Origin of the sequence: Streptococcus massiliensis DSM 18628 (assembly GCF_000380065.1) — a bacterium.
In the GTDB taxonomy this organism is placed as follows: Bacteria; Bacillota; Bacilli; order Lactobacillales; family Streptococcaceae; genus Streptococcus; species Streptococcus massiliensis.
The window spans coordinates 21,801-43,105 of record NZ_KB904366.1; the positions used below are offsets into that span (position 1 = coordinate 21,801).

Annotated in this window: 20 protein-coding genes, 1 tRNA gene and 3 pseudogenes; 3 read left to right on the forward strand and 21 right to left on the reverse strand. The window is 42.8% G+C overall.

Translation table 11 applies throughout. The features are described from left to right. The first annotated feature begins 24 nt into the window (after positions 1-24). Complete coding sequence (locus tag A3I3_RS0101320; protein WP_018370938.1) at positions 25-1,011, forward strand: siderophore ABC transporter substrate-binding protein; 987 nt, start codon at positions 25-27, stop codon at positions 1,009-1,011. Positions 1,012-1,061: 50 nt separating this feature from the next. On the opposite strand, the gene A3I3_RS0101325 is transcribed toward A3I3_RS0101320, so the two are convergent. The 16 genes and pseudogenes from A3I3_RS0101325 to pheS form a co-directional block, all read right to left on the reverse strand. Continuing rightward, entirely contained in the window at positions 1,062-2,153 is a 1,092-nt protein-coding gene (locus A3I3_RS0101325; protein WP_018370939.1) for an NADH-dependent flavin oxidoreductase, read from the reverse strand. A 52-nt stretch (positions 2,154-2,205) separates the two neighbouring features. Beyond that, complete coding sequence (locus A3I3_RS0101330; RefSeq protein ID WP_018370940.1) at positions 2,206-2,916, reverse strand: metallophosphoesterase; 711 nt, start codon at positions 2,914-2,916, stop codon at positions 2,206-2,208. Positions 2,917-2,933: 17 nt separating this feature from the next. Beyond that, positions 2,934-3,506: a M15 family metallopeptidase gene (locus tag A3I3_RS0101335; protein ID WP_018370941.1), complete on the reverse strand. Its 573-nt coding sequence runs from the start codon at positions 3,504-3,506 to the stop codon at positions 2,934-2,936. Continuing rightward, positions 3,503-3,802 (reverse strand): rhodanese-like domain-containing protein, encoded by a 300-nt coding sequence (locus A3I3_RS0101340; protein ID WP_018370942.1) that lies wholly within the window; start codon positions 3,800-3,802, stop codon positions 3,503-3,505. Before A3I3_RS0101340 ends, A3I3_RS0101335 begins: the two co-directional genes overlap by 4 nt. A gap of 7 nt (positions 3,803-3,809) precedes the next feature. Then, positions 3,810-4,394, reverse strand: a complete 585-nt coding sequence (locus A3I3_RS0101345) for a uracil-DNA glycosylase family protein (protein WP_018370943.1) — start codon at positions 4,392-4,394, stop codon at positions 3,810-3,812. 51 nt (positions 4,395-4,445) lie between these two features. After that, positions 4,446-5,849 carry a dipeptidase PepV gene (pepV, locus tag A3I3_RS0101350; protein ID WP_018370944.1) on the reverse strand — a complete coding sequence of 468 codons (1,404 nt, stop codon included), beginning with the start codon at positions 5,847-5,849 and terminating at the stop codon, positions 4,446-4,448. Between the two features lie 24 nt (positions 5,850-5,873). Next, positions 5,874-6,479, reverse strand: a complete 606-nt coding sequence (locus tag A3I3_RS0101355) for a nitroreductase family protein (RefSeq protein WP_018370945.1) — start codon at positions 6,477-6,479, stop codon at positions 5,874-5,876. 183 nt (positions 6,480-6,662) lie between these two features. Further along, a complete protein-coding gene (locus A3I3_RS0101360; RefSeq protein ID WP_018370946.1) occupies positions 6,663-6,929 on the reverse strand; it encodes a Txe/YoeB family addiction module toxin in 267 nt (88 codons plus the stop codon). Further along, positions 6,926-7,174, reverse strand: coding sequence for a type II toxin-antitoxin system Phd/YefM family antitoxin (locus tag A3I3_RS0101365; protein ID WP_018370947.1), 249 nt, complete (start codon positions 7,172-7,174; stop codon positions 6,926-6,928). Before A3I3_RS0101365 ends, A3I3_RS0101360 begins: the two co-directional genes overlap by 4 nt. A 100-nt stretch (positions 7,175-7,274) precedes the next feature. Continuing rightward, positions 7,275-9,047, reverse strand: a complete 1,773-nt coding sequence (gene uvrC / locus A3I3_RS0101370) for an excinuclease ABC subunit UvrC (protein WP_026129800.1) — start codon at positions 9,045-9,047, stop codon at positions 7,275-7,277. A gap of 105 nt (positions 9,048-9,152) precedes the next feature. Then, positions 9,153-9,356, reverse strand: a pseudogene (locus A3I3_RS0101375) (hypothetical protein); the annotation flags it as partial. Between the two features lie 315 nt (positions 9,357-9,671). Then, positions 9,672-10,469: an alpha/beta fold hydrolase gene (locus A3I3_RS0101380; RefSeq protein WP_026129801.1), complete on the reverse strand. Its 798-nt coding sequence runs from the start codon at positions 10,467-10,469 to the stop codon at positions 9,672-9,674. A 79-nt stretch (positions 10,470-10,548) separates the two neighbouring features. Continuing rightward, a pseudogene (locus tag A3I3_RS10060) lies at positions 10,549-10,851 on the reverse strand (conjugal transfer protein TraG); the annotation flags it as partial. Positions 10,852-11,045: 194 nt separating this feature from the next. Then, positions 11,046-13,451, reverse strand: a complete 2,406-nt coding sequence (gene pheT, locus A3I3_RS0101390) for a phenylalanine--tRNA ligase subunit beta (RefSeq protein ID WP_018370952.1) — start codon at positions 13,449-13,451, stop codon at positions 11,046-11,048. A gap of 31 nt (positions 13,452-13,482) precedes the next feature. Further along, positions 13,483-13,995, reverse strand: coding sequence for a GNAT family N-acetyltransferase (locus A3I3_RS0101395; RefSeq protein ID WP_018370953.1), 513 nt, complete (start codon positions 13,993-13,995; stop codon positions 13,483-13,485). Positions 13,996-14,007: 12 nt separating this feature from the next. Beyond that, positions 14,008-15,054 (reverse strand): phenylalanine--tRNA ligase subunit alpha, encoded by a 1,047-nt coding sequence (gene pheS / locus A3I3_RS0101400; RefSeq protein WP_018370954.1) that lies wholly within the window; start codon positions 15,052-15,054, stop codon positions 14,008-14,010. 454 nt (positions 15,055-15,508) lie between these two features. Here pheS and A3I3_RS0101405 point away from each other — a divergent pair. After that, positions 15,509-15,580, forward strand: a tRNA-Arg gene (locus A3I3_RS0101405). Between the two features lie 112 nt (positions 15,581-15,692). On the opposite strand, the gene A3I3_RS0101410 is transcribed toward A3I3_RS0101405, so the two are convergent. From A3I3_RS0101410 to A3I3_RS0101430, 5 genes are read right to left on the reverse strand one after another with little or no spacing between them, the layout of a single operon-like run. Continuing rightward, on the reverse strand, positions 15,693-16,598 hold the full coding sequence (locus A3I3_RS0101410) for a YihY/virulence factor BrkB family protein (RefSeq protein WP_018370955.1): 906 nt from the start codon (positions 16,596-16,598) through the stop codon (positions 15,693-15,695). A 5-nt stretch (positions 16,599-16,603) separates the two neighbouring features. Beyond that, positions 16,604-17,461 carry a methionyl aminopeptidase gene (locus A3I3_RS0101415; RefSeq protein WP_018370956.1) on the reverse strand — a complete coding sequence of 286 codons (858 nt, stop codon included), beginning with the start codon at positions 17,459-17,461 and terminating at the stop codon, positions 16,604-16,606. Positions 17,462-17,474: 13 nt separating this feature from the next. Beyond that, a complete protein-coding gene (spxR, locus tag A3I3_RS0101420; protein WP_018370957.1) occupies positions 17,475-18,752 on the reverse strand; it encodes a CBS-HotDog domain-containing transcription factor SpxR in 1,278 nt (425 codons plus the stop codon). Continuing rightward, complete coding sequence (locus tag A3I3_RS0101425; protein ID WP_018370958.1) at positions 18,745-19,296, reverse strand: GNAT family N-acetyltransferase; 552 nt, start codon at positions 19,294-19,296, stop codon at positions 18,745-18,747. Before A3I3_RS0101425 ends, spxR begins: the two co-directional genes overlap by 8 nt. Before the next feature lie 28 nt (positions 19,297-19,324). Then, the gene (locus A3I3_RS0101430) at positions 19,325-20,587 is read right to left on the reverse strand and encodes a UDP-N-acetylglucosamine 1-carboxyvinyltransferase (protein WP_018370959.1); all 1,263 of its coding nucleotides are present in this window, start codon (positions 20,585-20,587) and stop codon (positions 19,325-19,327) included. Between the two features lie 364 nt (positions 20,588-20,951). Here A3I3_RS0101430 and A3I3_RS10065 point away from each other — a divergent pair. Then, positions 20,952-21,305 (forward strand): annotated as a pseudogene (locus A3I3_RS10065) (transposase family protein); the annotation flags it as partial.

The window sequence follows — 21,305 nt, forward strand, 5'->3', positions numbered from 1 at the left end:
ATTATTTTAAAATGGAAAATATCAATGAAAAAACAATTTAAAACTCTACTTCTATCAACATTAGCCCTTGTTGCTATCTTTGTTTTAGCAGCTTGTGGTGCTAAAAATACCAGCAAAACGACAAGTAGCAGCACTTCCAGTTCAAGTTCAGCAGCTGCAACAGAAGTTACCATAAAAACAAGCAATGGTGACGTAACTGTTCCAGCTAATCCTAAAAAAATTGTAACTTTTGATTTAGGAGCAGCCGATACTATCCGTGCACTTGGAAAAGAAAGTAGCCTTGCAGGTATGCCAACTGAAACCGTCCCAGCTTATCTGAAGGATTTGGCAAAGAAGGTGACCAATGTTGGAACTATGAAAGATCCTGACATGGAAGCTATTGCTGCTCTCAAACCAGATCTCATTATTGCTTCTGGGCGCACAGCTGATTTTGTTGATCAATTTAAAGAAATTGCACCAACCGTTCTTTTCAAATCTGATAATAAAGACTATTGGAATTCAACAAAAACAAATATCCTTAGTTTAGCAAGCATTTTTGGCGAAGAGGGAACCAAAAAAGCGAAAAAACAACTGACTAGCCTAGATAAAAGTATCAAAGATATTGCTGATAAGAACAAAGCATCTGACAAAAAGGCCTTAACCCTTATGCTTAATGAAGGATCTATGTCTGCCTTTGGCGCTAAATCACGCTTCGCTTTCCTCTATTCTACACTCGGTTTCAAGGCAACTGATACAAAAATCGAAGATTCTCGTCACGGTCAAGAAATGAGCTTTGAAAGCATCAGTGAAATCAACCCTGATATTATCTTTGCTCTTAACCGTACGCTAGCAATCGGTGGAGATAATTCATCTAACGAAGGTATTTTAGACAATGCGCTTATTCAAGCTACTAATGCCGGTAAGAACAAAGCGATTGTAAACTTAACTTCTGACCTTTGGTATCTCAGTGGCGGTGGACTCGAATCTACTAAACTGATGATTGATGATGTCAAAGATATTGCTGGTAAATAAATATAATAATTATAAAAAGAGCTGGAGTCATCCAGCTCTTTAAGTTTCATTTACAAATTTTTATCTAAACGGATGGCCTGCACAAAATTCCAGATGCCTTGCTTACCATAGTCATCAATGGCGATAGGTAATTTCCTCAAATCTGCCGTTTCTTGATCATTTAAAATCTTTTTGCCCCAATCAGGGTCGTGTAACAGGCTGCGCCCAACTGCTACTAAATCTGCCAGTTCTAGCACTTCTTCAACTTGCTGACGTTTTTCCACAGAACCAACTCCGATTAAGGGAAGTCGTCCTGCTAAACGTTCAGCTACATAAGCAAGGATTGTTTTTTCTTGATATTCCTCTTCAATAGGGCGACGCTGATAATCGTTGGTTGATAAGTGAAGATAGTCAAGCCCTTTTTCTGCCAACCTATCTGCTAGATAAAAAGTGTCCGCCATTCGCAAACCAGGTTTTTCAAATTCCTCAGGTGAAAAACGATAGCCAACAATAAAAGGATGTTTAGCATAAGTCGAAACAGTAGTCAGTACTTCATCAATCAAGGTATCAATAAAGTGGAAACGTTTCTCACGACTACCACCCCATTCATCCTTGCGACGATTGGAGTGAGGCGAATAAAACTGCTGAATAATATAGGTATTAGCGCCGTGAAGTTCAATACCGTCAAAACTCGCATCAATGGCACGACGAGTAGCTGCCTTGAAATCTTCAATCAAATCCCAAATCTCTTTCTCACTCAAGGCGCGTGGAAGCTCTGCCTGCGGGCGTTCTGCTGCTATCGCGCTAGCTGACACAGGCTGCCGACCATTAAGGACGCTGCTATCAGTCATTCGTCCTGCGTGAAATAGCTGCACAATGGCTTTAGCGCCACCAGCTTGAATTGCTTGTGCTAATTGGCTGAGTTCTGGTAAAAATTCATCATCATAAATCCCCAATTCGCCCTGCCAGCCCTTACCGATTGCCTGAACATTGGCTGCCGCAGTAATAACAGCTCCCACATCGTGCGAACGATTAGCATAATAGCGGATTTCATCACCTGTTACATGCCCATTAAAATAGCTGAGCTGAACAGTCATTGGTGCCATGACAAGAGGGTTTCTTAAGGTTACACCATTTTTCAATGTTATCGGTTTCAGGTTCATGATTATAGCTCCTTTTCTTTTACTAATAGCTTACTAAGTTAATCGTCCTCTGCTAAATGTATCGAATAAAGTGACGCTCTCGAATGCCTTCATCATCTAACAATAGTCCATGCAACACACCACCATAAACAGCACCACCATCCATACCAATTTTGCCATCAGCTGTTTGCCAGAGCTTTTCTGTGCCGGGTCTTTCTCCAAATAGATAAAAAGTCGGTGTATGCCCAAAAACAATCGTTTTTCCCGTTTTATTTTGACCACTATGGAAAGGCTGACGAATCCATACTTTGTCATAATCAGATGTATCATGCCAATCAGCCAATTTCAAATCTAATCCCGCATGAACAAAAATGTACTTATTCGTTTCATAGACATAAGGAAGACTATAAATAAATTCTACAAGATTAGGACAAGTTTCTCGTACACGTTGTGCATCTGCAATTGCTTTGACATTCGTATTTAAAGGTCGTCCTAAAAGGGAATTGATAGTCGTGTCACCGCCGTTGCGACGATAATGATCATAACATTCACTTGGATTATCTAACCAAGCCTTAAACATATGTTCATGATTACCTGCAAGGCAGATTGTATTGTGATTTTTTACCAAGTCACAAACCAAGGTCAAAACAGATCTGCTATCCTCACCGCGATCAATCAAATCACCCAAAAAAACAAGTTGGCTCGTTCCATCCCAATACTTCAAAAGTTCTTGCAACATGCCAAACTTGCCATGCACATCACCAATTACAAAATATTTACTCATTGCTGCCACCTTACCTATTATTGATAATCGCCGCCTGCAAAGCCGTAATATTCTTCCAAAGAAAGCCCTGAATCGGCAATATCCTGCGCTTCTTGCCCAATATAACGTAAATGCCATTGCTCAGGCATATAGCCAGTCTGGTGCTCACTATAGCCCGGACGCGCTGAATAACGATCTGCTGCTGCTTTTCCGTCACGATTGACATAATCTTGATAGAGCGAAGTCTGAGTCTGATAGCTCCTAAAGCCGCTGTACTGGTCGCTAATCGGAAATCCTTCTGCCTGCATGGCCGCAATCAACTTGAGCAACTCAGCCTTTGCCGTCGCATCTTCGCCAGGATTATAATCACTGGACAAAGGATAGCGCTTATTGACAACCACAACCTGACCATACTTGCCGTCCACATAATAGTAAGAACCATTGTGGTGGACTTTGCTGTCGGTTGAAGGGGGGGTCTTCTGCGAGGAGCTTGCCTGTTTTTCGCTGGAAATACTGGATTTACCTCCCTCACTCGCATTTGTTTTACTTGCACCATTTGAGCAAGCAGTTAAAGCTAACAAAGCAAGCCCTAAAACTGCTATCTTTTTCATTCCACCAACTCTCCTCGATAAGCATCCACTCCGCCTTGGACGTTGGTGACTTGATAGCCTTTTGAAGTGAGAAAGTCGCAAGCTCTGGCGGAACGCCCGCCCATTTTGCATATGACATAATAATGTTGCTTCTTGTCCAAAATTTGATAATGCTCTGGCAAAGTGCTCAAAGGAAGATTTTGCGCGCCCGCGACATGCCCACACTCAAACTCATCCTGCTCGCGCACATCAATAAGAGCCAAATGTTCTTTTTCTACTTTCTGATAAAAATCCTCTGCACTAATTTCTGAAACCATATTCTCCTCATTTCTTTAAAATGGCTGCTACTATTTTCTGCAAATCTGGCACAACTTGCTCTTCAAACCAGGGGTGCTTAGCCAGCCAAATCCCATTTCTCGGCGAAGGGTGAACAAGCGGAAAAAAGTCTGGTAAGTAGTTTTGATAATGCTCCACCGTGTCTGTCAGCTTGACCTCCCCTTTTTGCTGCAAATAATATTTCTGAGCATACTGCCCAATCAAAATGGTCAACTCAATATCTGGTAACAAATCCAAAATCGGCTGATGCCACTTGGCCGCAAAGTCTTTTCGTGGCGGTAAGTCGCCTGATTTGCCCTTGCCAGGATAGTAAAAATCCATAGGCAGAACCGCAAACATGCCTGAATGGTAAAAAACATCGTCCGTAACGCCCAGCCACTCTCGCAAACGCTCGCCGCTCTTATCCTTCCAGTAAATCCGCGCTTCTTGCGCCTTAATTCCCGGTGCTTGACCGACAATATTGATCCGAGCAGTCTTTGGCGCTGCAAAAAGCGGCTCAATCCCCTGCTCAGTAAAACGTTTATTTTCTGGGTCAGCCATAATGGCTTTGGTAATTTCTGCTAATCTGTCCATATTTCCCACCTGCAAAGAAACTCATTTGGCAAAGCCAAACGAGCTTCATTTTTATTTAATCAATTCGTAAATCGCTTCAGCATAAATCGCTGCTGCGCGGAACAAATCCTCAACATCCACAAATTCATTGGCTTGGTGCATGGTATCCGTATAACCGGGGAACATGGCACCGTAAGCCACGCCACGCTTGAGCAGACGACCAAATGTTCCACCACCAATAATCTGTTCATGACCTTTGAGACCTGTTTGACGCTCGTAAACATCTAACAAAGTTGATACAAGTGGATCTTCCATTGGTACATAATGTGGGGTATGACCATGCTTAGAAAGTGTCACCTTGACAACTGGCAATTTCTCTAACTCTGCTTGGACTAGTTCAGGATCCGTTCCTTTTGGATAGCGGAAATTCAGTGCAATCGTGTTGTCATCTTCGCTATCATCAAAGCGGAAAACCCCAGCATTCATGGACAAAGCGCCCATTTTTTCATCAACGTGAGCAACACCAAGCGCCTGACCTTCATGATCGTTAAATAAAACTGTTCCAGCGATTACTAAGTAATCCTTGGCTGCTCCTGCAAAGTCAAATTGATTGAGGAAACGCGCCAGATAGGTCGCCCCGTTGACGCCAGACTGTGGTGACGCTCCGTGAGCGGATTTTCCAACGATTGTCAATTCAAGCTGACTGTCTGCCAAGTCTCTATAGCTAAATTTCACTTGGTTTTCTTTGGCAAAAGCATCTAACTGGTCAACCAAATCCGCTGGCAACTGTCCAGAAACAACCGCAGTCGCAGACTCAGGCACCATATTCTCACGCAGCCCGCCAGTAAAGCTATGCAGGTGGACAGCTCCGCTATTTTCTCCCGCAAAATGCAAATACTCGGTTATATTCCCCTTTTCGCCGTTGATAATTGGAAATTCAGCGTCAGGAGAGAAGCCAAAATCTGGCTCTTTAAGCCCAACATGCTCAAAGTAATAGTCCATATCACCCCAGCCAGACTCTTCGTCCGTTCCGACAACAAAACGCACTTTTTTAGAGGTCGGCAGGCCCAATTCCTTGATGATTTTCAAGCCGTAATAGCAAGCCATAGTCGGACCTTTGTCATCGCTCGCTCCACGAGCATACAGTTTGCCGTCTTTAATCGTCGGCGCGTAAGGATCTGTCTCCCAACCGTTTCCAGCAGGTACCACATCCATGTGGGCAAAAATTCCCAAGACTTCCTCACCCTCGCCATACTCAAAATGCCCTGCATAGTTGTCAACATTCTTGGTCGGATAGCCGTCACGCGCCGCAATTTCTAAAAACTTCTTCAAGGCCTTGACGGGACCAGGTCCAAAAGGATGTTCCTTGTCGGCTCTAGAGTCGTCACGCTCAGAGTTAATCTCAAGGAGACTGAACAAGTCTGCCAACATGTCCTCGCGGCGCTTTTCTACTTCTGCTTTAAAATCAATCGTCATCTTTTTTCCTTTCATTTTATAAAATCAACGTTTTTCAATAATTTCATCAACTGGCAAACGATAACTTGGCTCTAATTTTTCATCACTGTAGCCCACCGTAATCAAAAGTTCAGGACGAAAACGCTCATCAATCTCCAAAACTTGGTTGGCCTTAGACTTATCAAAACCAAGAATGATATTAGAAGCAATCCCTTGGTCAGTCAAAGCCAGAACCAAGTTCATAGCTACCAGACCAGCATTGAGAGCCAGATAATCACTCTTTTGCTGCTCTGTAAAATGACTGTACTCGGCTGGCAGGTTTTGCATATAGTATTGCAGGAGTTCATCAGACATATTCTTGACCCCAGCAATACGGGCAATCTTGCGCGCACGCTGAGCAAGGTCTGTATCAGCAAACAAAGCAATGGTAACAGGCGCTTCTTTGATTTGATTTTTATTTCCACCAAAAGCAATCTCAGAAAGCTCTTGATTTTTCTCCCGCACCACGACAAACTTCCAAGGCTGACTATTATGAGCACTTGGAGCCAAAGTCGCAATCTCAATCGCCGTGCGAACATCTTTTGGATCTACTGCTTTATCATTAAAATGCTTGGTCGCATGACGTTTTTTATTGAGTTCTAAAAATTTCATAAAATACTTCCTCTACTACATATGATAACTCTATTGTACCATTTTTTGAAAGAGCTTGCAGGTATTTTTTGTTAGAAAAAAGAGGAATGTAGACTTTAATTCCTCCTTTATTTGTTTTTTGTTAGTTCCTCTTTGAAACACTTCTGCAATTTTTCCTAATCGTCTAATAACGATAACGTCATCTTAAAACTCATAATAAGACCACATACTCAAAATTCTGACTACTTTTTCTTTCTCATCAACTTGATAGACTAGCCTATGTTTCAGGTTAATTCTCCGAGAATAAGCGCCACTTAAATCACCCAGTAACTTCTCGTAGCTAGGTGGTGTTTGATAGGGGTTCTCTTTCAAAAGCTCTATCAAGTTCTTTGCTTTTTTATCTAACTTGGTAGATTTCAAATTCTGAATATGAGATACTGCTTTTTTAGAATAAACAATCTTATAACTCACCAATCAACCTCTTCTTCTGGAATAAAGTCAGATGTCGGAGTTCCCATTGCTTCTAAAATATCCTCTTTTAAATGAGGGATAGACTGAATATACACCATTTCAATCAGATCATTATATTCTTCCTCACTCAATACTACCGCATTACCTTGTTTTGTCGTAATATTTAAAGTTTCATTATACTTAATCGTGTTCTCAATCATACTGAAAACATCTTTTCTAAAATTACTTACAGATACTGTAACCATTTTCTTCACCTATTTATGTACATTATAGCGTACCACTTTTTCTTTGTCAAACATTATATAGGACTAGGATTTTTAGTAGGGCTGAGACGAATAAGTTTATTTACTGCGATAATTTCTCCTTGACCGCTTCTGCGACTTTTCTGGGAAGTCCGATAGCGGCAATGTCGTCCACACTAGCCTTTTGGATATTGGTCAAGCTCTTGAAATGCTTCATCAGATATTGCTTGCGCTTCGGTCCAAGCCCTTCAATGCCGTCCAACTTTGAAGAAAAGGAATTTTTAGAGCGTAGTTGTCGGTGGAAGGTAATGGCAAAGCGGTGCACCTCGTCTTGAATGCGCTGCAAGAGGAAAAATTCCTGCGAATTACGCGACAATTCCACTACTTGCAAAGGTTCACCAAAGAGTAGCTCATGGGTTTGGTGTCTTTCGTTCTTCTGCAAACCTGCAATAGGAATATCCAGCCCTAACTGCTCTTGAATTACCTCTTTAGCAATCTTGACTTGCCCTTGCCCCCCGTCGATGACAATCAAATCAGGCGGAGTAAGCCCGTCACGCATGACGCGACTATAACGACGCTTGATGACTTCCCGCATGCTGGCATAGTCATCTGGTCCGACAACTGTTTTTATCTTATACTTACGATAATCTTTCTTGCTGGGCTTACCATTGACAAAAACGACCATAGCAGAGACCGGACTGGTTCCCATAATGTTGGAATTATCAAAAGCCTCAATCCGAACAGGGGTCGGAATATTGAGGAGAGTCCCTAAGTTTTCAATCGCACCTTGCGTTTTCTCCAAATTCTTCTCTAGCAAATCAAACTTCTGCTGAAGACTGACCCGCGCATTTTTTGTCGCTAGATTGACCAGCTGCTTCTTTTCTCCCCGCTGAGGTTTGAGAACTTTTGTGTCTACCAAAGCCGCTACCGCTTCTGCGTCAATGTCGCTGGGCAGTAAAATCTCATTGGGAACCAGATGGGCTTTCTCTTGGTAAAATTGTCCAATATAAGTTAGAAAATCCTCGTCAGGGTCATTGTAGTAAGGAAAGAGATTGACATCGCGCTCAATCAATTTTCCTTGACGAACAAAGAAGACCTGTACGCACATCCAGCCCTTATCAACAAAATAGCCAAAAACATCCCGATTTTGCAGGTCTTTTGCCATAACTCGCTGCTTGGTACGCAGGGTTGAGATAGCCTGCAATAAATCCCGATATTCCGCTGCCTTTTCAAACTCCATTTGTTCCGCAGCGCTAGCCATTTTCCCGCGTAAGTCCTCAATAATCTTGTCGTCCTGCCCTTTGAGAAAGTTGGCAACATCTTGTGCCATGTTTTTAAAATATTGACTATCAACATGACAGATAGTGTGGGCGTGACACTGGTTGATATGATAGTAAAAACAGACTTTTTCAGGTGGATTGGTGCATTTCTTAAAAGGAAAAATGCGGTCTAAGAGCCGTTTGATTTCATTTGCGGCGCCCACATCCGGATAAGGACCAAAATAGAGCCCACCGTCCTTTTTGACTTGACGCGTGATGATGAGACGGGGATAGATTTCATTGGTAATCTTGATAAAGGGATAGGACTTATCGTCCTTGAGCATGATATTGTACTTGGGCTTGTTTTCCTTAATGAGATTGATTTCCAATAGCAGAGCTTCAATGTTAGACTCGGTGACGATAAATTCAAAGTCAACGATTTCGGACACCAGAGCTTCTGTCTTGGTGTCGTGACTGCCACGAAAATAGGAACGCACCCGATTACGCAGATTTTTCGCCTTTCCGACATAAATAATCGTCCCATTCTTGTCCTTGTGAATGTAGCAGCCCGGACTCGCAGGCAGCAATTCCAATTTTGATTTAATCATGTTGTTCATAAGAATATTATAACAAAAAATAGTCAACCTAAAACGATTGACTATCTAAAAATCTTAACGTGTAAATTATTTTTCTTCCATGTCAACTAGTTTCCTATACACATCATGAATGGAATCATCTTTTGAAAATTCCTTAGCTACTTCAGATTTATTGCCATAGGCTGCACAGTTGATATATTCTCTACCTTTTCCATATCCTTTCGAAAGAGCAAAATTTACAACTTGAACCTCTTCATCACCTCTTGTAAAAGTTCCAAAAGTAGGTTCTTTTAACAGGTTGGCATTGATATTAATCATTTCTTTAACCATTTTTTCCTCCAATTAAAAAAGCGACTGAAAAGTTAATTCCAATCGCCAAGTATTTGTATATTTAGTTGTCTATTAAGTAGGGCTTCTTATCCTTATCATCTTTTCTCCTTTACTTTCTGTAACATATTTAAGGGAATTAGCATTTTGTCGTGTATATATTAGTGAGAGGCATCTAAAATACTAGTTAGCTTCTCTGCGAGTTTTCCCTATTTATTGATCGCAATATAAATTGAAAATAGGCATTAAAAAAGACGATAGATGTTGCTTTTCTATCGTCTTTAATATCTTATATTCAGTTCGACAAACTGGCATTTTTTAAATATCTTTACCTGATTTCAGTTCACCATTTTTCAAAAATGGACTAACCAGTTCCATCCATTCTAAAGGTAAATAAGCTGATAAATATCCATGATTGTAACCTTTAGCTTCATAAAGAGTACAATCCGGATGCATTTTTTGAAACAATTTTGCTGATTGCTTGACACAGTCCATTTCTTTTTCACCGTAAATATATAAAACCTGTGCTTTGCTCTTTGCAATAGAATCTTTCAATCTATATTTCGCCATATATGTTCTATACATTGTCACTAGTGTCTTCATAGGAAGTCTTGGCATATCTTCCATATAACAGTTTTCTATTTCTTTTGGATATGCCATTTTAGGGTATATTTTTTTCATTAGATTAAGCTGCATTTTACTTACCGATTTGCTAAACATAAGTTTTCCAAAGAGTTTTACAATTATTATGCAAATTTTTGCCAATCTAGGCTGAGGTATACAAATACTGCCATCTATTATTGCTTTCTGAGCTATATTATCATCTAATGATAATAACTCTATCGCAATTTGTCCTCCTAGAGAAACACCACCTAATGCAAACAACTTCCCACCACAATTATCTTTTATATAATCCATTATTATCTGTGCTGAATATTCAGTTGAGATATAATCTTTTTGGTATTCTTCTCCATGTCCATCAAGAGTTGGTAAAATCACATGGTACTCGTCTGATAGCATACAAGCTTGCCTAAGATAATTCCACCAAGAATTACCCCCACTATGTATCAATAATATATGCGGAAAATTTTTATCTCCAAACTCATGAAATTTTATAACTCATACCCCGATAAATCCAAATTTGTTTTATTATACCAAATATACCCCATGCCACATAAAGCTATAACAGAAAATATTACAATCTTGTAATTACTGTATTTCTATTAAGCTTAACTTTGCCTTTTCTCTTAATATAGTTTTCTATATCAAACACATTCTTTTTATCATAGTCCTCCAAGAGCTTGTAATTCTTATGCTTTGTAATATCGAATTTATCTGATAAAAACGGTCTTACACCTCGAAGCTGAAAAATACATTTACTGTCATCCATAACCGTTATCTCGTCTTGGCTCATCAGCTCTTTTCCTGTCTTTTGGTAATTCAGTCCATAGCTATTGGCATTGGATGTGTTATGTAGGTCTATGGCTTCTTTACCCAACATTCAGATAGTTTCTACCAAGAAACAAGGTTTTAGCTGCTAGTCGCAGATGTCTCTGCCAACGCCCTTGTATCTTATGTAACTGAACTCGCCCTAAAAACTTCGGAAAAAAGATAATTGTTCCTAGGAGCTTGAGGCTCCGTTGTCACAATTTCTATTTTTCTCTCGTTTTCTTAACGGGCTCATATCTTAATTTACCGCACTTCCGCGCCCAATTTTTCAATCAGGGATTTTTGGATTTTTTCCATGTACTTGGCGACTTCTTCGTCGGACAGGGTTGCTTCTGGATTTTGGAAGGTCAGGCTGTAAGCCATTGACTTGACGCCCACGCCCAATTTTTCCCCAGAGAAAATGTCGAAAAGCTTGATGTCCGTCAGTCGCTTGACACCCGCAGCGCGGATTGCCTCCACCACTTCCTTGTGGCTGACCTTGGCGTCAAGGAGCAGCGCCACATCGCGGGTTACCGCAGGGAATTTGGTGATGTCGGAAAATGGCTGCGCGGCTTCCAAGTTTTCCTCAATAGCCGAGAGATTAAGCTCAGCCACATAAGTCTCTGGAATATCGTAGCTCTTAGCTGTCGCTGGGTGAATTTGCCCGACGTAGCCGACCACTTGCCCCTTGAGGGAAATCAATGCGGTACGCCCAGGGTGCATGCTAGCTAAGCTACTATCAGCCGTATAGTCCACTTGCAGGTTGAGCCGGTCGAAAATCGCCTCAATAATCCCCTTGGCATAGAAGAAATCAACAGGTACTGCTGGCGTTTGGAAATCCTTCTCACTGACTAAGCCCGTCAGAGCAAAGGCAAAGCTGTTGATTTCATGCGGTAGCTCTTCCTTAGGATTGCCCTTTTGCTCAAATACTTTACCAATTTCATAAAGAGCCAAATCTTTTTGTTTGCGCGCAACATTGTAGCTGACGGTGTCCAGCATACCTGCTATCATATTTTGCCGCAAGACGCTACGCTCAATGGTCATCGGCCACATGAGCTCGGTCAGATGAGACGGCGCTAGGCTAAACTCGACTGCTTTTTCAGGCGTTGTCAAAGCGTAGGAGATAATCTCGGTCAAGCCTGCTCCCTCGGCAGTCGCTCTGACCTTGCGCCGCAATTTTTGGGTCGCAGTCAATTCGCCAGCCGTTCCCGCATCTTGTGGCAGGGTCACAGGCAGACGGTCATAGCCATAAATCCGCGCGATTTCTTCAAACAAATCCGCTGGAATACGGATGTCCCAACGACGACGCGGCACACTGACAGTAAAATGCTCCGCATTGCCAGAAAGTCCAAAGCCTAGACGGCGGAAAATCTCCTCAATATCGTTGTAAACCAGCTCCGTTCCCAAGACACGATTGACATCTGCCAAGCTCGTCGAAACTTGGGTATCAGCCGTATCAAGTTGGCCAGCAGAAACACTGCCTTTGTAAACCGTCGCGCCAGCCAGGTCCGCAATCATGCTGGCTGCCGCATCAAGCGCCTCAGTGACTGTTGCTAGATTGATGCCTTTTTCAAAGCGGGATGACGACTCCGAACGCAGCCCCAAACGTCCGCTGGTCTTGCGCACAGCCTTGCCGTCAAAGACAGCAGCTTCCAGCACAAGGCGGCGGGAAGTATGAGAAATCTCGGTGTCGGCTCCGCCCATGACCCCAGCCAGAGCCACAGGCTTATCAGCCACTGTGATGACCAAATCGCTGGTTTCCAGCTCGCGTTCTTCGCCGTCTAGCGTCACCAACTTCTCACCAGAACGCGCCTCGCGCACAACGATTGTCTCCGCCTCAAAGGTGTCCAAATCAAAGGCGTGCATGGGTTGGCCAAAATAAAGCAAGATATAGTTGGTCACATCGACCACATTGTTAATGGGACGAATGCCCTCGTTCATGAGGTAATTTTGCAGCCACTGAGGACTAGGCGCAATGGTCACATCCTCTAAAATCCGTGCCGCATAAAAAGGCGCTTTCTCTGTCTCAATCGCTACTGACAAGTGCTCAGCAGTCGCTTTTTCGCTTTCTACCAAAGGGAAATCTTTAAACTTGACTTCCTTGTCATAAATCGCTGCCACTTCGTGCGCCACACCCAGCATGGACAGGGCGTCCGCACGGTTCGGCGTAATCGAAAGCTCGATAATCTCGTCGTCAAGATCTAGATAGCTGAAAACTGCTTCCCCATTGACCGCTTCTTGCGGCAAAATTTGGATACCGTCTGAAAACTCCTTAGGCACCACTGAATCGGAAATCCCCAGCTCAGCCAGCGAACAAATCATGCCCAAAGACTCATAGCCACGGATTTTCCCCTTTTTAATCTTGTAATTATCGGCAATGCGAGCACCGGGCAGCGCCACGATAACCTTGATACCCGCGCGAACGTTAGGCGCTCCGCAGACGATTTGTCGCGCTTCGCCTTCGCCCGTATCTACTTGGCACAAGTGCAGGTGCGTTTCTGGAATATCCTCGCAAGATAGGACTTCACCGACGACAATCTTTGACAAGCCGGCAGCTGGCGACGTCACGCCCTCTACTTCAATCCCTGTGGTTGACATTTTCTCAGCCAATTCGCTGCTTGGCACATCCACATCAACCAATTCTTTTAACCAATTATAACTTACTAACATCTATTTTTCCTCTTTTTATGATTCCCCATGCTTAAGTCAACTTTTTTCCAATCAACCAGTCGGTATCAACCTTGTCTCCTGTGGCGTATTGGTGCTCGCCGAAGCGCTCAAATCCGTATTTCCAATAGAAATGTTGCGCCTTGAAATTCTTTTCCCAGACACCTAACCAGGCCCAAGCAAAGCCACGCTTTTCAGCCTCTGCCAAGGCAAACTCGAACATTTCCTTGCCCAAGCCCAAACCATGATATTTTTGCAGGACGTAAATCCGATGAATTTCAAAAGGCTCGTCCAAGTCTGGCTGCTCGGTCTGCGCCTGCCCCCAGTTAAACTTGAGAAAACCAGCGATTTGGTCATCCTTGAGCACAAAATAGGTCTCAGACTGAGGGTCTTTCAGCTCCTTTTCAATGGTCGCAAGCGACAGCTCATGGGCAAAATAATGCTCCATATCGGCGTCATCGATGTAAGGACCAAAGGTCTCCTGATAGGTTTCAATCTCCAATTCGCGGAGAAGCGCTGCTTGATTTTCCTTGACTCTTATCAACATGTTATTAATTCTTTATTTGAACTGCTCTGAGAAACGGACATCTCCCTGATAGAAACCACGAATATCGTTGATTCCATAGCGGAGCATGGCAATCCGTTCCTGCCCTAAACCAAAGGCGAAACCTGAGTATTTCTGGCTGTCAATTCCGCTCATTTCCAAGACATGAGGGTGCACCATACCAGCTCCTAAGATCTCAATCCAGCCGGTCTGCTTGCAGACATTACAGCCTTTTCCGCCGCATTTGAAGCAGGAAACGTCAACCTCAACTGACGGCTCGGTAAATGGGAAATAGCTTGGACGCAGGCGAATGCTGCGCTCTTCTCCAAACATCTTTTTGATGATGAGTTCCAGCGTCCCCGTCAAATCCGCCATAGAAATATTTTCTCCAACAACCAAACCCTCGATTTGGTGGAATTGGTGGGAGTGGGTCGCATCGTCCGTATCCCGACGGAAAACGCGTCCTGGCGAAATCATCTTGAGCGGCCCCTTGCTAAAATCGTGAGCATCCATTGCCCGCGCTTGGACAGGGCTGGTGTGGGTACGCATGAGGATTTCCTCAGTGATGTAGAATGTGTCTTGCATGTCACGCGCTGGGTGGTCCTTAGGCAAATTCATGCGCTCAAAATTGTAATAGTCCGTCTCTACCTCAAAGCCGTCCACCACTTGGTAGCCCATACCGATGAAAATATCTTCAATTTCTTCGCTGGTTTGGGTCAACACATGACGATTTCCCGCTGCCACCTTGCGTCCGGGCAGGGTCACATCCAGCCGTTCGTTGGCTAATTGAGCCGCTACCTTTTGCTCTTCTAGAAACTGAGCTGTTTCCTCAAAGGCCTGGGTCAGAATATCACGCGCTTCGTTGACATGCTTGCCGATAACGGGACGCATATCGGCAGAGACATCTTTCATGCCTTTGAGAATTTCGGTCAGGGAGCCTTTTTTCCCTAGGACAGAAACGCGCAAATCTTGCATTTCTTTAGCATTTTCGTACTTTAGTTCTTTCAGTTTTGACAGGGTTTCTTCCCGCAAAGCCTGCAATTTTTCTTCAATCGTTGACATGATTTCTCCTCATTATTTTTCAAACAAAAAACCGCGCAGCAACACTCACAAGCGGAGCGTTGACACGCGGTACCATCCGTTTTTGTCTGGAAACCAGACCTTAATTCCTCGTCCTTGGGCAAGTGAATTCGCCTAGCTTTCATCTAAGGAGCTCTCAGTCACGGCGCCTCTCCCTGTCAAACTTCCCCTAGGTTACTAGTCTTGCGGACAATATTTAATTATGACTATTATTTTAGCAGATTTTTGAGCATTTGGCAAGCTGCTAAAAAGGATAGAACAATGTTCTCAGTCAGAAATTTAAAGTTTAATTTTCTACCAAAGTTCTGTTATCAATAACAATAAATTAGTTCTCTAAGAGGGTATCATGTAATTACTGTTTTCTCCAAATGAAAAGCACTACCTAATATTTTTCTACTTGCCAATTTTTTTGTGATATGTTATACTAATGTGGTCGCCACCCTTAGTGTAATGGATATCACGTAAGATTCCGGTTCTTGAGATGGGAGTTCGATTCTCTCAGGGTGGATAATTACTTCAATGATATCTTGTCGGTTTATTTAATCAAACAGCGAAAACTCTATATTATCTACCGATAATATAGAGTTTTTTTATTTTCATTGACATTGCCTTCATCCAAATTAATTTTTACCTTTTCCCTTTTTGACTAAAGAAATTATTTGCCCGCTTCGCGTTTCAAATTGGTCTTCGTGGCAACTTTGGTAGCTAGCGTTTAGAATGGCTCCAATAATCAGGATTTTGGAAATAATAATAAACCAGACCATGATAACAACGGTCACTACCGAGCCCAGAAAGCGAGCATCGATAAAGTGGTTCATGTAATTGTCAATATAGACTGAAAACAAATGCATAAGGCTGAAAATGACGACCAGAACAAAAGCTGTCCCTGGTAGCACATAGCGCAGCTTGTGAATTTTGACATTAGGTAGGAAAAAATAGAGCATGACCAGAGACAGGAAGAGCACCAGATAAATGGTCGGCTGGGTCATGGTCGAGAGTTGCTGATAAAAGCTATCGTCGAAATCCCAAAAATTGTGGAGCAGGGTCAGCAGCGTCCGGCTGAACATGGTCAAAAGGAGCGACAGAGCAAAAAGGATTTGCAGGCCGAAGCTGACAATCAAGCCAAACAATCGGTTCCAAATCAAACTGCGGTCCTTTCCCACGCCGTAGGCTTTATTGAAAGCCTTTTGCAGAAAAGAAAGACTTTGCGAAAAGCTCCACAGAGCTGACAAAATGGAAAAGCTGAGCAAGCCCGACGAAGGCTGAGTCAGCACGCTCTTCACAATTTTTGCCACGGTCTGATAAAGCGTATCGGGCAGATTATCCTGTAAAATCTGCAGGAGCGTATCGGCCTTGATATGAAAGTAAGGCAGGATATTTGCCACAATCAAGAGCAGGGGAAAAATCGAAATCAGCATGTAGTAGGCTACTGCAATGCTGGTAATATCAGTCTCGGCCTGCTTATAAAAAGACAAAAAAGACTGTAAAAAGTGATTTTGCCTTACCATTTTAACAATCTTTTTCATCTTTCTTAATAAGTTCCTTCCTCGCCTTGGCTGGTCAAAATGACCGGACCGTCTTTGGTAATCACAAATTGGTGCTCGTACTGGCAAGATAGACCGCCATCTAAGGTCTTGTGCGCCCAGCCCGTTTCAAAGTCGGTGTCAATTTCCCAAGTGCCTGTCGAAATCATGGGCTCAATCGTCAAGACCATGCCTTCGCGCAAACGCAAGCCACGTCCAGCACGGCCGTAGTGCGGCACCATAGGTTCCTCGTGCATGGTCGGTCCAACACCGTGTCCGACCAAATCACGCACCACACCGTAGCCGTGTGTTTCGGCGTATTCTTGAATGGCTGCGCCGATATCGCCAATCCGATTGCCAACTTGCGCCGCCTGAATGCCGCGATAGAGGCATTCCTTGGTCACTGCCATGAGGTCTTTGACTTCTTGACTAACTTCACCAACCGCATAAGCCCAGCAAGAATCGGCCATGCCGCCACGGAAATTTTCTGTGTGCTGCTTCATCTGCGCAACATTATCAAAATTGAGCTTAGAAACGTCCAATTCTGCCTTGTCCACCAAACCCAAAACCATATCTACCTTGATGAGGTCGCCCTCGACCAGCTTTTGGTGACGGGGGAAAGCGTGCGCTACTTCGTCATTCAAGGAGCAGCAAGTTGCGTAAGGATAGTCCATGACGCTACCCTCTACACCGATTTGCAAGGGCAGAGCATTGGCTTCCTTACAGCGTTTGCGGACATATTCTTCGATTTCCCACATGTCAATCCCCGGCTGAATCAGCTCTCTCAGACCGAGATGAACACTGGCCAGAAAATCTCCACTTTTATCCATTAAATCAATTTCACGTTGTGATTTTAAAGTAATCATACTTTCCTTTCTTTTAATTAATCTTTACTGTAATCGTTGCTTTCGCTACTAACTGTTGTTCTCGATACAGATGATAATCAATAATAGCAGAACGTCTAGTCTGACGCACAATTGTTGGCTCCAAATGAACAACCTCGTCTAACTGTAGAGCTTGTAAATAATAAAGCACTAACTGCTCAATAATCAGATTTTTCCCCTTATCGCGCATCAGTTGATGAGTCACCGTAGTTAACATCTCTGTTAAGACACCACTAGCTAGGGCACCATTGCTTTCTAGCATGAAAGGCTCAACCAAAAAAGAAAACTTACTGTCCTTACTATCCAATTTATGAATGATTTGGTCGCTAAAAGTCGGCAAATTAGAAGTCTGAATCTGGTTCATCTGCTCCATAACATCGCGTCTAGTTAGAACACCCAAAAGTGTGCCATTCCCACGAATAACAGGCACCATTTCAAAATCCTCAGCAATCATTTGCTGACTAACATTGGCCAAACTATCTTTGGGTGATGTCGTGAAAACCGACTTAGTCATAACCTGATGCAAAGACAAATCTGGTGATTTATCACCTGCATCACGCATAGTCACCACCCCTACTACGACTTGATGCTGATTGATGATGGGAAAACGGCTAAAACGATTTTTTCGGACTAAGTTGAGATAATCACGAACCGTATCCGTATCTTTCAAAAAGCCATAACTCTGACTATCACGATAAACCTGCGCCACCTTGATGATGTCGGTCTTAATTTGCATATTAGACAAGGCGTGATTAATCGTTCGAGCCACCGTGTAAGTGTCATGCGAGCTACGCAATACTGGAATTGAGAGGCGGTTAGCCAGCTCTAATACACTCTGAGAGACCTTAAAACCACCTGTTACCAAAACAGCATTGGCATGCTCCAAGGCCAAAAGCTGGACACTTGTCCGATCTCCAACAATGACCAAACCACTATCAGTCAAGTAATGAACGACACTATCTGTCTCCATTGCTCCAATCAGAAAGCGTGAAAATTCCCCTTCAAGTCCTGCATGACCAGCTAAAACTTCAGATCCTGTAACCTGCGCCACTTCATGATAGGTCAGATGCTGCAAAATTTCCTTACTCTGCTTGACGCGAACCGTCCCACTTCGCGGACGAGTTTCTACTAGACCTAGATTTTCAGCCGCTTTAATAGCTCGATAGGCTGTTCCATCGCTGACACCTAAAAAATTTGAAATGCTGCGCACGCTGACGCGCTTACCCACTGGCAAATTTTCAAGATAATCAATAATTTCTTGGTGCTTACTCATGAAATTGTTCCTTCTCCAAACGAAACTCTAAATAATCTCGCATTTTCCGCGTATAGCGGTCGCTCCCCTTAAAGTGACGAGAGAGCTTAAATCCACTCTTTTTCGCTACTTTTTGGCTAGCAATATTTTCCTGGTGCGTAATGATCCTAAGAACCTTTAGCTCAAACACTTGAAAAGATAAAAAAGCTAGCTCACGTAGGCATTCAGTCATAAGCCCCTGCCCCCAATAGTCTTTATGCAAAAAATAACCAAGCTCAGCTTCTCTTTTTACTTCATCTAACTTTTCAAATTTAATACAGCCAATCATCCGCTGGCTTTCTTTCTCGCAAATCATCCAAACTCCCAAGGGTTGCTTCATAAAATAATTTGCCAAAGCAAACTGACTTTCTGCTAGACTAGTCTGCACAGGAAAGATAAATTGTAAATTTTCAGGATTACGAGCAATATCATGAAAATCCTCAGCATCTGTAAAAAGTGGTGGTCGCAAAATAAGTCGCTCTGTCTCAAATACACTGTAGACCGCAAATTTTGTCCAGAGATTCATCTCTGTTTTCCTCTTTTCTAAAGATAGTTCACTCTTCAATCAGACGAATATCTGCCCCTAAATCAGTCAATTTTTCAATGATATTTGAATAGCCTCGTAGGATAAATTCAACATTCGTAATTTCCGTCTGCCCCTTAGCCATCAAACCGGCAATCACCAAACAAGCCCCTGCCCGTAGATCGGTTGCCTTAACAGCAGCACCTTTAAGCTGATTAGGCCCTTCATAAACAATCTGATCTCTAATCGTGCTAATATTTGCAGCCATTTTGCCCAGCTCTGCTACATGGTTGACTCGTTTTTCATAAATGGTATCAATAATCGTACCGCGCCCTTGTGTTGTCAAAAGCAAAGGAGTAATCGGTTGCTGTAAATCGGTCGCAAAACCGGGATAAGGCGCCGTTTTGATGATAACAGGTTTAAGCTTTTCTTGTCTTTCAACAAAAATGCTATCTTCAGATACGGTCATACGAACACCCATCTCTTCCAGTTTAGCAATGAACCCCTCCAGATGTTCGTAAAGAACATTGTTAATCTGCACCCCATCACCAATTGCAGCAGCCATAGATATATAAGTCCCTGCTTCAATTCGATCGGGGATGACCTGATGACGAGTTCCGTGAAGTTTATCAACACCCTCAATCAGAATGACGTCCGTTCCTGCACCACGGATATGAGCTCCCATATTGTTGAGCAAGGTTGCTACATCAACAATTTCAGGTTCACGAGCTGCATTTTCAATAACCGTTCTACCCACTGCCTTAACAGCAGCTAACATGGTATTGATCGTTGCTCCCACGCTTACTGTATCCATGTAGATGGTTGCACCTTTCAGGCGTTGCCCATTTTCTGTCGCCAGACGCATAGCACTGCCCTCATAACTAACAGACGCCCCCATCGCTTCAAAAGCCTTTAGATGCAAATCAATTGGCCTTGGACCAAGATCACAACCACCAGGTAAGCCAACCGTTGCCTCACCATAGCGTCCTAATAAACTTCCATAGAAGTAATAGGAAGCTCGCAAACTATTAATCTTACCATAAGGCATGGGCATATTTTGAACACCACGAGGATCAATGATGAGGCTGTCCTCTTGACGCTCAACTTTAGCTCCCATAGCCTTCATAATATCAATCAAACTTGCTACATCTGAGATGTCTGGCACACCATCTAGGATTACTAAACCATCAGCCAAAATGATAGCTGGAATCAAAGCAACAACACTATTTTTAGCTCCTGAAACAGTCACTCGTCCTTTAAGACGATGACCACCGTTAATGATAATTTTTTTCATATTTTCAAACTTTCATACAATTCTATCACGTAGACGTTCCGTTCTATTATACCATAAATAGCCGAACTTTTCTATAACACAATTAGATATTTCCTTACCTTAAAATACAGAAAATAGAATTACATACTTTTGAAACAAAATTGACACCAACATTACTATGACTTAATTTTTGCTGACCTAAAAATTCACTTTATTTTTGGGCAACGAAAAAAGATTGAGAAAAGCTCAATCTTTTTATTCTGGCTCTATAATTTCTGTAGTGGGTAAAATCACTTTAGGGATTATGGAGCTTATTTTGTTGTAGAAAAAAAGTCCCATATGACCTATAATGAAAAGCGACAAAACCATCATTAGAAAGACTCTTATGGAACAGTTCAATTTTATCACAAACTTACTGGGAATAAAAGACCCTAACATCATAATCTTGGATGTTCTAGATACTGGAACGCATAAAGAAATCATCGCGAAGTTGGATTATCCTGCTCCTAAATGCTACAGCTGTCATGGTCAGATGGCTAAATATGACTTCTAGAAAGAATCAAAAATTCCCTATTTAGAGTGNGCGGGATACAAAACGCTGATTCGATTGAGAAAACGGCGTTTCCGCTGTAAAGACTGTAGAAAAATGGCTGTTGCTGAGACTTCTCTGGTCAAGAAAAACCACCAAATTGCAACCATCGTCAACCAGAAAATCGCTCAAAAACTAATCGAGAAAGTC